7 protein-coding genes and 1 tRNA gene are annotated in these 15363 nt (G+C 67.5%); 2 read left to right on the top strand and 6 right to left on the bottom strand.

What is annotated here, in order from left to right:
* Positions 1–41 precede the first annotated feature (41 nt).
* Positions 42–1460, bottom strand: coding sequence for a phosphomannomutase/phosphoglucomutase (locus PY310_RS12555; protein WP_275214728.1), 1419 nt, complete (start codon positions 1458–1460; stop codon positions 42–44).
* Between the two features lie 151 nt (positions 1461–1611).
* On the opposite strand from PY310_RS12555, the gene PY310_RS12560 reads away from it, so the two are divergent.
* Positions 1612–3792 carry a RecQ family ATP-dependent DNA helicase gene (locus PY310_RS12560; RefSeq protein ID WP_275214729.1) on the top strand — a complete coding sequence of 727 codons (2181 nt, stop codon included), beginning with the start codon at positions 1612–1614 and terminating at the stop codon, positions 3790–3792.
* Here the strand turns inward: PY310_RS12560 and PY310_RS12565 are convergent.
* The 4 genes from PY310_RS12565 to PY310_RS12580 form a co-directional block, all read right to left on the bottom strand.
* Positions 3716–5260, bottom strand: coding sequence for an MFS transporter (locus PY310_RS12565; protein ID WP_275214731.1), 1545 nt, complete (start codon positions 5258–5260; stop codon positions 3716–3718). The genes PY310_RS12560 and PY310_RS12565 overlap by 77 nt on opposite strands.
* 165 nt (positions 5261–5425) lie before the next feature.
* Positions 5426–5513: transfer RNA gene (locus PY310_RS12570), tRNA-Ser, on the bottom strand.
* 123 nt (positions 5514–5636) lie between these two features.
* The gene (locus PY310_RS12575; protein ID WP_275214732.1) at positions 5637–6164 is read right to left on the bottom strand and encodes a GNAT family N-acetyltransferase; all 528 of its coding nucleotides are present in this window, start codon (positions 6162–6164) and stop codon (positions 5637–5639) included.
* Positions 6164–8506, bottom strand: a complete 2343-nt coding sequence (locus PY310_RS12580; protein WP_275214734.1) for a prolyl oligopeptidase family serine peptidase — start codon at positions 8504–8506, stop codon at positions 6164–6166. Before PY310_RS12580 ends, PY310_RS12575 begins: the two co-directional genes overlap by 1 nt.
* Before the next feature lie 86 nt (positions 8507–8592).
* Between PY310_RS12580 and PY310_RS12585 the strand changes: the two genes are divergently transcribed.
* Positions 8593–10518: an FAD/NAD(P)-binding protein gene (locus PY310_RS12585; protein ID WP_275214735.1), complete on the top strand. Its 1926-nt coding sequence runs from the start codon at positions 8593–8595 to the stop codon at positions 10516–10518.
* A gap of 107 nt (positions 10519–10625) precedes the next feature.
* Here the strand turns inward: PY310_RS12585 and PY310_RS12590 are convergent, their stop codons facing one another.
* Positions 10626–15188: an ExeM/NucH family extracellular endonuclease gene (locus PY310_RS12590; protein WP_275214737.1), complete on the bottom strand. Its 4563-nt coding sequence runs from the start codon at positions 15186–15188 to the stop codon at positions 10626–10628.
* Between the last annotated feature and the right edge of the window lie 175 nt (positions 15189–15363).

Here is a 15363-nt window from a genome sequence, read left to right on the forward strand (position 1 = left end):
CGCGGGCGACTGACTGTGCCGTTGTTCGGGGCGCCGGGTGATTAGCGCCGGACATTGGCCAGCACCCGGTCCCGCACGCGTTCCATCAGGAGGCGGTCCGTGGCTTCGACGTTAAGTCGGAGGAAAGGCTCGGTGTTGGAGGGGCGCAGGTTGAACCAGTAGCTGCCGTCCTTGGCCGTGAAGGTGCTTCCGTCCATGGTGTCCACGATGATGTCCTCGGCGGCAAAGTCAGCCTTGACCCGGTCCACAGCCGCCGTCTTGTCCTCGATTTCGGAGTTGATCTCACCGGAGGAGACGTACGGCTCGTACTCGCGGCCAAGCTCGGACAGCGGGCCGTCCTGCTCGCCAAGGGCCGCGAGGACGTGCATCGCTGCGAGCATCCCGGTGTCGGCGTTCCAGAAGTCGCGGAAGTAGAAATGCGCGGAGTGCTCGCCGCCGAAGACGGCACCTTCCTCGGCCATGACTGCCTTGATGAAGGAATGGCCAACGCGGGTGCGGACGGCGCGCCCGCCGTCGTTCGCCACCAATTCCGGCACCGCGCGTGAGGTCAGGAGGTTGTGGATGATGGTTGGGGTGGCCTCGCCCTGCCCCTGGGCGCGTGCGATTTCGCGGCGAGCCACCATGCCGGTAATGGCCGACGGCGAAACGGGCTCGCCTTTTTCGTCAATCACAAAGCAGCGGTCGGCGTCGCCGTCGAACGCCAGGCCGATGTCCGCCCCGTGTTTGATGACGGCGGCCTGCAGGTCGCGCAGGTTCTCCGGCTCGAGGGGATTTGCAGGGTGGTTCGGGAAGGAACCGTCCAGTTCGAAGTAGAGGGGAATGATCTCGAACGGCAGCTTCGGCAGGAGGGCGTCGCCCAGGACCGCGGGGGTGGTCAGGCCGGCCATGCCATTGCCCGCATCCACAACAACCTTCAGCGGGCGGGACCCGGACAGGTCCACCAGCCCGCGGAGGTACTCCGAGTAGCCCTTGAGGACATCGTGGACGCCGATCTTGCCGCGGGTGGCGGCCGCCGGGATGTGGCCCGTATTCAGGTACTCCTCGGCGAGGGCCTGGATCTCCTTGAGCCCCGATTCGGAGGAAATGGGCTGCGCTCCGGCCTTGGCCATCTTGATGCCGTTGTACTCGGCAGGGTTGTGGCTGGCGGTAAACGTGGCGCCCGCTGCGTTGAGGGAACCGCAGGCGTAGTAGAGCTCATCGGTGGAGATGAGGTCCAGGAGCTGGACGTTCGCGCCGCGGGTGGCGGCGCCATCGGCAAAAGCCTTGGCGAACTCGGGGGAGGAAGGGCGCATGTCGCCGCCCACCAGTACGGTCTGGCCTTCGAGTTCCAGGACATCGACGAACGCGGCACCTACGGCTTCGACGATTTCGGCCGTGATGGAATCGCCCACGATGCCCCGGACGTCGTAGGCCTTGAAGGATGCCGAGAGGTCAAAAGTCTTTGTCTGTTCGCTAGTCACGGGTCTTATCTTACGTGGAAGTGCACAGGAGCCTGTTGAGGGGGAGTGGGCGCCGGACCCTGCCCCGGCCGCAGTGTCCGAACCTGTGGGGTTGTCCACATAGGGCGGCTGCGGGGCATGGGGTGTCGGTGGGGGCTGGGATACTGAATCAATGGTCGATACCCAGAACGCCGCCCTTCTTTCCGCTTCCCCTGACTTGCCGTCCACCACCAAGGCCCAGGCGCTGGAAGTCCTCCGCGAACTGGTGGGGCATCCGGAAGCGGGATTCCACGACGGCCAGTACGAGGCGATTGAGGCATTGGTCGACGGCGGCCGCAGGGCCCTGGTGGTCCAGCGCACCGGCTGGGGAAAATCGGCTGTGTACTTCGTGGCGTCACTGCTGCTCCGGCGCCGCGGCGCCGGACCCACCCTGATCGTCTCGCCCCTGCTCGCCCTGATGCGGGACCAAGTAGCTGCAGCCGCCCGCGCGGGCGTGCGTGCCGTGGCCATCAACTCGGCGAACCAGCTGGAATGGGATTCCGTACGCGAACAGCTGGCCGCCGACGAGGTGGACGTCCTGCTCGTCTCCCCGGAAAGGCTCACCAACCCGTCCTTCCGCGAGAACCAGTTACCCGAGCTCATCCGGCGCACCGGCCTGCTGGTCATTGACGAGGCCCACTGCATCTCCGACTGGGGCCACGACTTCAGGCCGGATTACCGGCGCATCGCGGACCTGATCACGCAACTTCCGGACTCGGTGCCCGTCCTGGCCACCACCGCCACGGCCAACTCGCGCGTGGTCCACGATATCGAGGAACAGCTCGGCGCCGGTGTCCTGACCATCCGCGGCACGCTGGGCCGCGATTCCCTCCGGCTGGGCGTCCTCACCCTCCCCGACTCGCGCCAACGCCTGGGCTGGCTTCTGACCCACCTTGGCGACCTCCCCGGCAGCGGAATCATCTACACGCTGACCGTTTCTGCAGCGGAGGATACCGCGCGGCTCCTCGCTGAGGCGGGGCACGAGGTCCAGGCCTACACCGGCCGGACAGACCCCGCGGACCGGGAGCGTGCCGAGCAGCTGCTGAAGGACAACCAGGTCAAAGCGCTCGTAGCCACCTCGGCGCTCGGCATGGGCTTTGACAAGCCGGACCTGGGTTTTGTGGTTCACCTCGGCGCGCCGTCCTCTCCGGTGGCGTATTACCAGCAGGTGGGCCGTGCAGGCCGTGGCGCGGCGGATGCCGACGTGCTGTTGCTCCCCGGGTCCGAGGACCGCGATATCTGGCAGTACTTTGCAACGGCGTCCATGCCGTCTGAGGAGAAGGCCACGGCGGTGCTGACGGCACTGGCCGAAGCGGGGTCCGCTGTTTCCACAGTTGCCTTGGAAGCACGGGTGGACCTCCGCCGCACGCCGCTGGAGCTGTTGCTGAAGGTTCTGGCGGTGGACGGTGCGGTGGAGCGCGTGGGCGGCGGGTGGCGTTCCACCGGGAAACCGTGGGTCTATGACGCCGAGCGCTACAGCAGGATCGCCGAGGCCCGGGTGGACGAGCAGGACTCCATGGTGATTTACCAGGACACTGCCGGTTGCCGGATGGAGTACATCACCTCCGTCCTTGATGACGAGACGGCGCACGCCTGCGGGCGCTGCGACAACTGCGCCGGCCGCTGGTTCCCGGCCGATATTACCGCCGAGGCCACGGCAGCAGCGGGCCAGACCCTGAGCAGGGCCGGGGGTGTCCTGGAAGCACGGCTGCAGTGGCCCAGCGGCATGGACCGACTCGGCGTACCCGTGAAGGGCAAGATCAAAGCAGATGATGGGCTTGCCGATGGCCGCATCCTGGCACGGCTCACCGACCTGGGGTGGGGCGGGGCATTGCGGGAGCTCTTTGCCGCCGGCGCGGCGGACCGGCCGGTGGACCCGGCCATGCTCCAGGCCTGCGTTCAGGTCCTGCGCGAATGGGCCACCGGAGATGCCCGTACCCCGGGCTGGAGCGGCGCGGGACGGCCGGCGGCGATCGTCAGCATGCCGTCCCGGAGCAAACCCGAATTGGTCCGCTCCCTGGCACAGGGGATCTCGGAAATCGGCAGGATGCCCTATCTCGGGGAACTGTCTCTTGGCCACGGCGGACCTACGGGAACCCGGGGCGGGAACAGCGCCTACCGGCTGGCGGGGGTCTGGGACCGTTTGGTTGTGGGACCCGACCTCGAGGCAGCGGTGGCGGCGCTCCGTGGCCAGGGCGTGATGCTGATCGACGATCTGGTGGATAGCCGGTGGAGCCTTACTGTCGCCGGACGCGCCCTGCGCCAGGCCGGAGCGGGCGCTGTTCTTCCGCTGGTCCTGGGGCAGGCGGGGTGACTGTCTGACGTCCAAGATCTGCGTGGCCTGACCGGCTGAGTTCCGGATCGCCGGGACGGCTGACTTCCGCGCCGGCCTGTCGATGCAACGACAGGCTGTCCGCGGTGCTCAAGAGCATCAGGACTGCCATGGTCAGGAACGCGCCACGGAACGGCCCGGCGGCATCCGCATCAAAAACCGTTACACCGTCGAAGACGCGGATGAGCAGCGCGCCCACAGCGATGCCGGAACCGGCGGCCAGCTGAACCAACGTGGCTGACACCGAATTGGCGGACGTCAGCTGCGCGGGCACAATGTCCGCGTACTGCACCGAGGCGTAAGCCGAAAAGCCGATCGAGCGGAAAGCCCCGCTGCACACAAGCACGGCGAAAATCAGGGCCTGCGGAGTGTCAGGGGTGAGCAGGGCACACAACGCGAAGGTGACCGCGGACGCCAGCGAGCCCAGGACCAGCATGGCGCGGAAACCGAAGCGGCGGATCAGCGGTGTGGTGGCAGGTTTGATGCCGATGTTGCCGATGAACACAGCCGCCACCATGATCCCGGCATGCAGCGGGGACCAGCCGAAGCCCGTCTGGAACATCAGCGGCAGCAGGAAAGGGACAGAGCTGATGGTCAGCCGGTACACAAAACCGCCCGTGGCCATCGCCCGGAACGTCCGGGTGCGAAACACCGAAAGATCAAAGAGCGGGTGTTTGGCGCGCCTCATCCACAGGACCGCGCAGACGAGGGCGGCCAGGCCCGCCAGCGCTGAGATCGTGGCCCATGGCCCGTCCGGGTGGGCCGTTGCCAACTCCAGGCCCACCACGAGGGAGCCCACTCCCGCGGTGGTGAGGACCAGCCCCAGCCAGTCCAGCCTCCGCCCCGGATCCCCGGGAACAGCCGGAACAATCCTCAATGCCGTGATGAAGGCGGCCGCTCCCAGGGGCAGGTTGATGAGGAAGATCCAGTGCCAGGACAGATACGTCGTGAGGGCACCGCCGACGAGCGGAGCGAGCACCGGCGCCAGCAATGCAGGCCATACCAGGAAGGCCGTCGCGCGCAGCAGTTCAGATTTGGGGGTGCCGCGAAGCACCAGGAGCGTTCCCACCGGCACCATCATGGCCGCGCCGGCGCCCTGCACAATCCGGCTGACAGTGAGCACCGCCAGGTCGGGGCTCAGTGCACAGGCCAGCGACGCGAGCGTGAAAAGGGTGATGGCCAGGCAAAAGACCTTCCGCGCACCCACACGCTCCGCGGCCCAGCCGCTCAAGGGGATCCCCATCGCCACGGTCATGAGGTAGGCGGTCATGGTGATGTTCACGTCCGCGGGGGGTACGCCGAAGTCGCCTGCGATGTTGGGGATGGCGGTGGTGAGGATGGTGCCATCCAGAAATTCCATAAAGAGCGTGGCCGCAACCAACAGCGCCAGGCGCGGATTCCACGCGGGGCTTGTGCCGGGTTCGGGCGCCGGGACGGTGCTTGATGCCATCCCATTATCCTGCCATCGCCGGGCCGCCCGTCGCCCATGGAAGTGGCAGTTGATGTCGTCATGAAGGCTCAAAAGACATCTGCTGCTGCCCAGTTGGGCGAGGAGGGTGCAACAGACCCAGGCGCGGGGACGCAAAAGGCCCCGGTCCAGGACCGGGGCCAAACGCGGAGACGGGGGGATTTGAACCCCCGGTGGAGTTGTGCCCCACACTTCATTAGCAGTGAAGCCCATTCGGCCGCTCTGGCACGTCTCCAATTGCTATTCCTAGCCCACCAAGGATACGCAGAACCGGGCACCGAGCGCAAAACGGCCAACGCGGGGTCACTCCACGCCAATAAAAGGCTGGTTATCGGGCGGAAAGTGACCCCGCGTTGCTTCAGGCCGCCGGCTGCGCGGGGCGGACCATCCTGATTTCGCGGAGACCTTCCCAGTCCGCGATGGTGTCCTGGGCGCCGTCGGGCGTAAAGCCGAGCCGGGTGTAGAAGCCGATGGCCTTGCGGTTGTCTGCCGCAACCCACAGGCTGGCCGCCCTCCCACCAAGGGCGGCTTCGAGCAGGCGGCGGCCCAAACCCAGGCCCTGGTGCGATGCCAGAAGATAAAGTCCCCACAGTTCCAGATCACCGGAGGACGACGGCGGAGGGCCCTCCGGGGAACCGGAAGCGGGCTCCCGCCGGATGCCGGCGAATCCCACCACCACGCCGTCGTTGCACGCCACCCAGGCCTCCGCGGGTTCAGGCCGGTCCAGAAGCTGCTGCCACAGCGCCAGCCGGCCGGCCGGATCCACGGCAGCCAGGAAGGCATCGGACAGCATGCCGCGGTACGTTTCCTGCCAGCAGCGGACGTGGACCTCTGCCAGGCGTGCAACGTCTGCCGGCCCCGCCCGCCGCACGGACAAGCCGGGCATCAGCCGCCAGCCAGGGCACGCCAGAGGAAGTGCTGGCTCCGGGCCTGCAGCGCGGCAGCCTGCCGGTTGTCCGACGCCCCGGCGTGACCGCCCTCCAGCGACTCGTGGAACCAGACGTTCCGGATCCCCATGGCCTCCATGCGGGCGGCCATCTTGCGCGCCTGGACCGGGCCAACCCTGTCATCGGAGGTGGCAGTCCAAATGAACGTCTCGGGGTACTCCACGCCGTCCCGGAGCAGGTGGTACGGCGAGAACGTCCTGATGTACTCCCATTCCTCCGGCACGTCAGGGTCGCCGTATTCAGCAATCCACGAGTGCCCGGCGGAGAGCTTGGTGTAGCGGCGCATATCCAGCAGGGGGACCCCGCAGGAGACTGCCCCGAACAGTTCCGGGTAGCTGGTGAGCATGTTGCCCACCAGAAGCCCGCCATTGGATCCGCCCACGCAGCCCAGCCGCTCGCGGGAGGTGACGCCGCGGGACACGAGGTCCCTGGCCACCGCCGCGAAGTCCTCGAAGGCCCGGTGCCGGTTCTCCTTCAGCGCGGCCCGGTGCCAGCCCGGCCCGTACTCGCCGCCGCCGCGGATGTTGGCCACCACATACACGCCGCCGCGGGAGTGCTGCGGCTCGCCGGCATCGCCGGTCACGGCCGTCCGGCGCTCCAGCCAGGCGCGGCCCACCGTCCCGCTGTAGGCCGGGGTGCGGGAGACTTCGAAGCCGCCATAGCCGGAGAGCTGGGTGGGGTTTTGGCCGTCCAGGACCAGGCCGCGGGCGGCCACCTGGAAGTAGGGAACGCGGGTGCCGTCCGCGGACACCGCGAAGTGCTGCTCGACTTCGTAGTCGGCCTCGTTAAAGAACGACGGCGATGCCTTCACCTGGGCGTGCCGGCTCACTACGCCGGTGCTTACGGCGGGAGTGCTTACTTCGGCAGCGCTCCCGGGAGCAGCCCGCTCCAGCGTTCCGCGCATCAGCGTGCTGGGGGTGGTGAAGCCGGTGGCGACCAGCCAGAAATCGTCGCCCGCACCGCCGTCGGCCGGGCCTTCATCCTCATCATCCACGGCGTAGGCATTGACGTCGTGCAGCGGCGCGCAGGCATCCAGCAGGGAGGAAGCCCACGCTCCGGAAGCAGAGTCGGTTACAGCCCCGCCAGCCGAGACAGCAGGGGCGGAGGAGGCCGGCATGGAAGGATCCAGGACCCGGATTTCGGACGAGACGTCGCGCAGCAGGTTCAACAGCAGGAAGTTCCGTGTCCAGCTCCAGGACTGCAGCGATGTGTGCGCATCCGGGGAAAACAGCACCAGCAGGTCCCGTGACCCGGCCAGGTAGTCGTCGAACTTGGCGGCCAGCAGCGAGCCGGCGGGATAGGTTTCGCCGTCAAGGGCCCAGTCCTGCTGCGGCCGAAACAGCAGCCACTCGCGGTGCGCGCTGAGGTTCACGTCGGTGGGCGCCTCGATCTCCACCCATGTGTCAGCGGACCGGACGAAGGTGCTGCGGTTGTAGAAGTCGACGTAGTCCACGGCGAACGTTCGCTCGAACCCGGGGGTGGAATCGTGGGCCACCACGGCCATCATGTGGGCCTCGGGGACCTCAAACAAAGGGGAAGCCGCGCCAAGGGCTTCGCCGCGCCGCAGTGTGACGGCGGTGCGGGCATATCCGGACGCCGTGCGCGGCAGGTCCTCCGCCGTGGAGGCGACCAGCAGGGTGTCCGCGTCCAGCCAGGAGACGTTGCCCTTCGCCGTCGGCAGGTCAAAACCGCCGGCTGCCGGGTCCACAAAGGTTCGGGTGTCCACGTCGAACTCGCGGTAGCGGTTGGCGTCGCCCCCGTCGGGGGAGAGCGCCACCAGCGCCTGACGGTACGGTGCGCCGGTTTCCGGGCGCAGGAACGTGGCCCCGTGGAACACCCACTCCACCCCCTCGGCGGCGGCCAGTGCATCCACATCCAGCAGCACATCCCACTCCGGGGAGTCGGTCAGGTAGCTTTCCCACGTGGTGCGGCGCCACAGCCCCTTGGGGTTCGCACGGTCCTTCCAGAAGTTGTAGTACCAGTCGCCGCGCTTGCCCACCATGGCGATCCGGTCGGTGGAGTCCAGCACTTCGAGGATGCGTCCCTCGAGGACCGCGTACTCAGCGTCCTCCAGGAGATCCTCGGTACGCGCATTCTGTTCCCGGACCCAGGCCAGGGGATCCTCGCCGTAGATATCCTCCAGCCAAACGTTCTCATCGGGAGGCTCCGGCGCGACCCCCGGCGCAACCCCCGGCCCAACCCCTGACGGGACAGTTCCGGTGGGCGTGGGGGTGGAAGCGGACGATGAACCGGGCGCTTGATCAGCTGCAGTGGTGGTCATGCGCCCCATCCAAACAACATCTCCGGCCGGCAAGCAAGTCAAACGCTCGTCAAAGGCCCAGGGTTCGGGCGGATACTCTGGATTCCGTGGGTAAATCGACGAGCATCCGGGCAGCCATCATCGGCGCAGGCCCCCGGGGTACCAGCGTTCTGGAGCGTCTGCTCGCCCACGCCGCCACCCTCAGCGGCTCCGTCGCCGTCCACCTCGACGTCATCGACCCTCATCCGGCAGGCCCGGGGCATGTCTGGCAGCCGGCGCAGTCCCGGCTGTACCTCATGAACACCCAGTCCTTCTACCCCACGGTGATTCCCGAAGACCCCCGGCTCCCGGCGCCCCTGGCGGGCGCCACGTTCGACCAGTGGCGTGCCCGCCAGCGGACCGATCCGTCGCCCTCCCTGACGCCGGAGGAACTGGAGGAGCTGGCCGTCCTCGAATCCCGTGACTTTCCGAGCCGTGCACTGTACGGCCGCTACCTTCGCTGCACCGTGGAGGAACTCCTCGGAAGGCTGCCCGACGGCGTCACTGTCGCTTTTCATGAGACGGCGGCTGAGTCGGTGCACCGGACGGGGGACGCGTTCGACGTCGGACTCGGCAGCGGCGGTTCGCTCACGGTGGATTCCGTGGTCCTCGCCCTCGGGCACATCCCGTCCCGGCTCAACCTGGAGCAGCGCGAACTCCAGGCCTCGGCCGGCCAGCTGGGCCTGCGCTACCTCCCGCCCGCCGTGCCCGCCGACGTGGACTGGTCCGCCATCCCGGCCGGCGAGCCCGTCCTGGTCCGCGGCATGGGCCTGAACTTCTTCGACGCCATGGGCCAGCTCACCGAGGGAAGGGGCGGGAAGTTCACCGACGCCGGCGCGGGGCTGGAGTACCAGTCGTCCGGCCAGGAACCGCTCATCATTGCCGCCTCCCGCAGAGGTACCCCCTACCGAGCCAAAGCTGCGCTGGACGGTTACTACCCGTCGTCGGTCACGTTGCGGTACCTGACCGAAGCGGCGCTGGAGCGGTTCGCGGCCGCCGGCATCCTCCCCGGGTTCGACCACGACCTCTGGCCGCTGCTGCACCGTGACACCCTCTGGGCCTACTACTCCACCCTGGTGCGCTCGCAGCCGGGTGCCGTCCCGGACGTGCCGGCGTTCCTGGCTGCCCTGGATGAGGCCATGCGGCCGCACGCCCACAGTTCGACCAACTGGGAAGACGCGGTGGAGAGTGTGCTGGCCGTGCACGTCGGTCCGCGGCACCGGCTGGACCTGCTGGGCCTTGCATCCCCTCTCGCGGGCCGGTCGTTCCCGTCGCGCGCGGACCTGGACGCCGCCGTCGTCGATTACCTCCTCGATGACGCCCGCCGCTCCGCACTGGGTGAGCAGGACCCGGTCAAAATGGCCATCGGGGCGCTGCACCGCGGGCGGGCGGTGCTGAAGACGGCAGTGGCCGACGGCGGCATTACCGACGAGTCCTGGGTGGCCGGCCTGCGGGGCTGGTTTGAGTCGTTCGTGGAGGGCCTGGCCAGCGGGCCGCCCGCGCTGCGCGCTGAACAGCTGGCTGCACTGGCGCGCGCGGGGGTGGTGAGCTTTGTGGGCCCCGATCCCCGGTTCAGCGTGGACCGCCGGGCACGCCGCTTCACCGCCGTCTCGCCATGGGTGGGCGGCCAGCCGGTAACCGCGACAACGATGGTCGAGGCCCTGGCACCGGCCAACCGGGTTGCCGCCAACGATTCCCCGTTGCTGCAGCAGCTCCTCGACGACGGCCTGGTGCGTCCGCGGCTGATGATGACGGCGGAGGGTGCCCCGGTGGAGGCGACCGGCCTGGACGTCAGGCCGCATCCGTACCGTCCCGTGGCGGCCAACGGCTCCGTAACGGACGGTTTGTACGTTCTGGGCCTGCAGCTTTCCGCCACCCAGTGGGGCACGGCCATTGCCGCCGAAGCGGTCCAGCCCGGCGGACCCGTCTACGCCAGCGGGCAGCGGACCCTCCGCGATGCCGACGAAATCGCGCAGGCCATCCTGGGCGCGTAGGAGCTTAAACCAACGCGTGAACCTTAACCAACGCGGGGTCACTTTACGCCCGAAATCCTCTCCGGATTGGGCGCGAAGTGACCCCGCGTTGGCCTAATGCGAAGGAGCTAGCCCTTCGCGCCGTTCAGGCAGTGGCGATAGGCGGCCATGGCGCTGCCGTAGTTGACCTGGCCAACGAGGTCGCCGGGGCGTGCGGGCTTGACCGGTGCCGTGCAGACCGGCTGGGCCGGGACACTGGCCGCCACCTTGACGTCAGTCCTGACCACGGTGCCGGACTCGACGGCGGTGAGCACCAGGGTGCCCGTTCCCGCGGCCGCTCCTGCCGGCACCTGAAGGTCCACCGTGGCCGCGCCCGCAGTGACCGGCACGCTGCCGAGCAGGGTTACGGTGCCTGCGGCGTCGGTGAACTCCGCGCGCAGCGAGGTGTTGACCGGGCTGCCCAGCGACGTCAGGTCCAGCTTGGATACCGCCAGGGTGATGGCGTCCCCGGCCTTGACCTCGGCGGCCGTGGTGTTGACCACGGCGACGGAGCGGCGGGCGAAGTCCGGCGAAACCGGGCTTTGCGCCTGCAGGTACTTGATCCACGCGTCGCGGTCGATCAGGCCGGAGTCTTTGGTGGTGGCGCCTTCCTTGAAAATCCGAAAGTTGTCACCGCCCTGGGCCAGGAAGCTGAACGTTCCCACACGGTAGGACTTCGCGGGATCGATCAGGGCGTCGCCCACCCGGATCGAGGTGATCCGGTCACCGGCGGCACGGGAAGCGTCGTAGGTGTAGTTGACGTTCTTGGACAGGCCCAGCTGCAGGTAGGCGCGGCTGGGAACCGTGCCGTCGGCGTTGGTCTGCCACTGCTGCTCCAGCAGGACCTTGAACTGCGCGCCGGTCAGGGACGTGGTCCACAGGTTGTTCACGAACGGCAGTACTGCATTCGCCTCGGCGTAGGTGATGGTGCCGTCCGGTGCGTAGTACAGCTCGTTGCGGAGGCCGCCGGCGTTGACGACGCCGATTTCTGCGCCCCCGAGGTTCGTGTCCTTGAGTGCATCCACCAGCGAGTCCGCCACGAGGTTGCCCAGCGTGGATTCGCTGCCGCGGTCATCGCGCTTGGCCGGACCGCCGGCGGGATCCGGCGAGAACGCCGTGGTGATGTCCTTGGTTACCGAACCGATGGGCTGGTTGCCGACCTCGGCCGCGGCGGCGAGGGCCTTCTTGACGATCGCATCAACAGCCGCGACCCGCGGGTACTCCTTCACCAGGTCGGAGGCCAACGCTGTGGTGCGCTTGACGTTGCCGGCCTTGTACGCGGTGACGTTCTTGGTGGCAGTGTCCACGGTCAACTGGATCTGGCCGATGTTCTCGCCGTAGTTTCCGGTCTGGACAACCGGGCGGGTCTTGCCTGCCTGGCCCGGAACCGGGGCGTCCCAGGCGTATTCCTTGTGCGTGTGGCCCGTGAAGATGGCGTCCACGTCTGCGGAGGTTTCGTTGACGAGCTTGGCGAACGGGCCGCCGGCTGCGAGTTCCTGCTCCAGGGTGGCGCCGTCGGGGGTACCGGATCCGGCGCCGTCGTGGTTTTCAGCGATGATCACGTCGGCGAGGTTCTCCGCCGTGATTTTTGCTGCTGCCCGGTTGATGGCCTCCACCGGGTCACCAAAGTCCAGGTCTGCGATGCCGCCGGGGCTTACCAGGGAGGGGACTTCCTGGGTGACGGTGCCGATGACGGCCACCTTCACGCCGTTCATGTCCAGAACCGTAAACTCGGGCAGGGCCGGCTCGGTGGTGCCCTTCTTGTATACGTTCGCACCCAGGTACGGGAACGCGGCGTTGCTGCCGCCCGCGATGACGCGGTCGCGCAGGTCTGCCCAGCCGCCGTCGAACTCGTGGTTGCCCACGGCGGAGGCTTTCAGTTCCAGGGCGTTGAGGACGTCGATGGTGGGCTGGTCCTTGGCGACGGCCGAGGCGAACAGCGAGGCGCCGATGTTATCCCCTGCGGACAGCAGGGCAGTTGCACCCGGGGAAGCCTTGGCGCGCAGCTGCTCGATGGTCCCGGCGAACTGAACGGTGTTCGAGTCGATGCGTCCGTGGAAGTCGTTGATGCCCAGGAAGTTCAGGTCAACGCTGGCGGGTGTGGCGGGAAGATCCAGGCCCACCACCACGGGGTCGTGGTCGCTGGCGCGGAACTGGTCCGGCGCGTAGTAGTTGGTGACGTTGTTGTTGTACCGGCTGTACTCGAGCGCCACGGATTCAACGGAGTTGATGTTCCAGATGTCCGCGCCCGTGACAACGGCGTTGGCCGCCGGTGAGGCGACGATGTGGTCCAGGGAACCCACCAGGCCGCCGAAGAGGTAGGAGTGCTTCGCGGATCCGTCGGCGTTTTTGGCTTTCTCGTCCTGGTTGACGTACCCGGCGGATCGGAACACGTTCATCGGGTCTTCGTGGGCGTAGGAGTTGAAGTCGCCGATCAGGAAGACCTTGTTGGTGCCCTTGGACTTCTGCAGTTCGTCCGAGAAGGCCAGCAGGGACTGCGCCTGGGCAGTTCGGGCCAGGTTTGAGGCGCCCTGGCCTTTGTCCGTGTCCTCCGGGGTGGCTGCGGAGCCCTTGGATTTGAAGTGGTTGGCGATGGCGATGAACTTCTTGTCCTCGGCAGCACCGACGGGCTTGAAGACCTGGGCGAGCGGCTTGCGGGCATTGGCGAAGGCGGTGGTGTCGTTGAGGATGATTGACTCGCCCACCGGCTCTGCACTGGCTTTCTTGAAGATGAAGGCGGTACGGATCATGTCCTCATCGGCCAGCGGGGGAGCGTTCGCGGGTGTGCGCACGTAGTCCCAGATGCCGGGGGTTTCAATGTTCAGGGCGTCCACCAGTTTGGCGAGGGCATCGTCCCGGTTCTTGCCGAACTGAGCCGAGTTTTCGACTTCCATCAGGGAGACGACGTCGGCACCGGACTTCGAGATGGCGGCAACGATCTTGTCCTGCTGGCGTTTGAAGTTCTCGGCGTTGGCGGCACCGCGGACGTCGCAGCCGCCGCTGACGGTGATCGGGTTGCCCGCCCGGTCGGTGTAGAACTTGCAGCCGGCGATCGTGTCGCCGGTGGTGGGGAAGTAGTTCAGCACGTTGAAGGAGGCGATCTTCAGGTTGCCGCCCACGGTGGCCGGAGCTTCGGAGCGCGTGGCGCCGAACGTGGCCGGCTGGACAGTGTCCTTATTGGCCTCGGTGAGGTGGGTCAGAGGCTGGAATTTCCAGGAGTTGTTTGTGTAGCCGAGCACCACGTTGGTGGTGAACGTCGCGGGGGAGCCGACGCGGACGGGGTCCGTGGCCGTCAGGTACGGGAGAACCTGCGCCTTGGTGCTGGCGTCCTTGAGGAAGTTCGTGCTGGAGCCGTCGTCGAGCTTGATGCCGCGGGCGGCGTTGTCCGCCACCGCGGCGTTGTATTCCGCCGAACCGAAGGGCGCGACGGCGGTGGGCTGGACCAGGGGAGTGGTCCCGCCGGCCAGGCCGATCTCACCGTACTGGTTCAGGCTGTAGTTGTCCGTGACAGTGAGCGGTCCCTGGGGTGCCAGCAGCATTCCTTCGAGGGATTCCCGGAAGGTCTCGTTGGCCGGCAGCGTGAACGTGGTGGGCTTGACCTCGGGGGCAGCCTCAGCGAGCTTGGTGAGGCCAGCAGCAGCGTTGACGTTGAGCTGTGTCATGCCGAAGTACTCGCTGACGACTCCGGTGACCTGAACGTAGTCTCCGGTCTGGACTGCAGCCGCGGTGGCGGGGGAGTACACAAAGATGCCGTCGGAGGCAGCGTGATTGGTGGCCGTCAGGTCACCGCCGGTGCCCGCGGTCTGGAGGTAGTAGCCGTTCAGTCCGCCGGTGGGGAAGACTGCGGTGACCTTCCCCTGGGTGGTGACAGTAGCCCCGGTCAGCGGGCTTTCGACGCCGGTGCCCTGGATTTCTGCGATGGTCTTCAGGACCGGGGTGCCCGGGTCCACGGGGGGATCGACCGGCGGGTCCACTGGCGGATTCGCCGTGCCGGCGCCCTGGGGAGTGATGGTTGCGCTGAGCGTGAAGTCGGCGGAGTTGTTGTTGCTGTCCGCGAAGCCGGTGCGGTTCAGGCTCTTGACGTCCGTGTTGCCCGCCGGTGCCGTGGCGGCCTTGGTTTCGAACGTGTTTGACGCGCCGTACCCCAGCAGGTCTGCGACGCCTGCCGTCTCGATGACGGAGCCGGTGGCGAGGCCGGTCAGGGCCGTAGCCTGCTTGGCCAGGACGATGGTTCCGCTGGCGCCTGAGGGGTTGAAGTTTCCGGCATCGACGTCGGCGGCCGGCAGGTCCGGCGCCGTTGAGGTGCTGTTGTTGGTGCTGCCCTTCACCAGGAAGTGGCCCTTGGCCGGAATGGAGCCGGCCAGCGGGGCGACACCCGTGGGAGCGGCCGTGCCGGGGGCGGCACGGTACTGGACGGACCAGCCGTCAAGCGGGACCGGGGCATCCGAGGTGTTGTACAGTTCCACGAACTTGTTCTTGTAGGCCGCTCCGGCGCTGCCGCCGCTGAGATAGGCCTCGCTGATCACAACGGGTGAGGTGCCGGCAGCTGGTGAGACCTCCGCTGCGGCGGCAGGCACCGCTGCCAGCGGAGCTGCGATGAGCCCCACAGACAGCGCGGTGCCCAGCGCTAATTTCCAAGGTGTGTTTTGCATCCGCTCTAACTTTCATAGGGGTGTCCCGGATTGGGGACCCGATGGAACGCTCCCGGGTTGTGCCCAGAGGCAGGAAGCCGGACTCCGCTCCTGGTCAAGTGGGTTCCGGCACAGCAAATCAGCACTAAATGAACGCAGGGTTGATTCCCTGTGTAGCGCTGCTTGCGGCGTGGGG

The sequence above is a fragment of the Pseudarthrobacter naphthalenicus genome, assembly GCF_029076445.1.
GTDB lineage: Bacteria > Actinomycetota > Actinomycetes > Actinomycetales > Micrococcaceae > Arthrobacter > Arthrobacter naphthalenicus.

Excerpts from the sequence above, each read along its gene's own strand:
- PY310_RS12590 (WP_275214737.1), bottom strand. The coding sequence starts at position 15,188 with ATGCAAAACACACCTTGGAAATTAGCGCTGGGCACCGCGCTGTCTGTG.
- PY310_RS12560 (WP_275214729.1), top strand. The coding sequence starts at position 1,612 with ATGGTCGATACCCAGAACGCCGCCCTTCTTTCCGCTTCCCCTGACTTG.
- PY310_RS12565 (WP_275214731.1), bottom strand. The coding sequence starts at position 5,260 with ATGGCATCAAGCACCGTCCCGGCGCCCGAACCCGGCACAAGCCCCGCG.
- PY310_RS12580 (WP_275214734.1), bottom strand. The coding sequence starts at position 8,506 with ATGACCACCACTGCAGCTGATCAAGCGCCCGGTTCATCGTCCGCTTCC.
- PY310_RS12575 (WP_275214732.1), bottom strand. The coding sequence starts at position 6,164 with ATGCCCGGCTTGTCCGTGCGGCGGGCGGGGCCGGCAGACGTTGCACGC.